1 protein-coding gene is annotated in these 579 nt (G+C 54.9%); it reads left to right on the top strand.

Going from position 1 to position 579, the window contains the following annotated elements; translation table 11 throughout:
- Positions 1 to 531 (top strand): ABC transporter substrate-binding protein (locus tag AC1D0I_RS32900; RefSeq protein WP_477400235.1); only part of this gene is annotated, 531 nt, incomplete at its 5' end.
- Positions 532 to 579: the final 48 nt, after the last annotated feature.

Consider the following 579-nt stretch of genomic DNA (forward strand, 5'->3'; position numbering starts at 1 on the left):
AAACAGTGCGATGCCATTCTGTCGCAGCTTTTCGACAAGCCGGCGCGCCGCGAGGTCGTCGACTTTGTCAACTACATGTATTCGAGCCAGTCGCTCTTAGTGGCGAAGGGCAACCCGAAGAATGTCAAGGGACTTGATGATCTTTCGGGTCTCAAGGCCGCAGTGGACAATGGCACGACGATCCAGAGCCTGCTGGACGAGCAGAACAAGAAATTCAAGGAAGCTGGAAAACCTGAGGTAACGGTCACGGTCTTCCCAAAGGATTCCGATGCTCGCCAGGCGCTGCAAATTGGCCAGGTGGATGCATACGGAACCACTCTCGAAACAGCTGCTTTCTTCCTCCAGAAAGCGGGCCATATTTTCGACATTGGCGGCGAGCCGTTCGCTAAGATCAAGACCGGAATCGCCACCCGCAAAGGTGAGGTCGAGATGCATGATGCCGTTCAGAAGGCCTTCGATTCGATGAGGGCCGACGGTACCTACAAGAAGTTACTCGCGAAGTGGGGGCTCGAAGGGGACGCAATCGAATAGGCGGCCTTCATGAACTTCGAATGGGGCGTTTTCTGGGAGTACCTGTTC

It is taken from the genome of Mesorhizobium sp. P2_D1, from assembly GCF_056404455.1.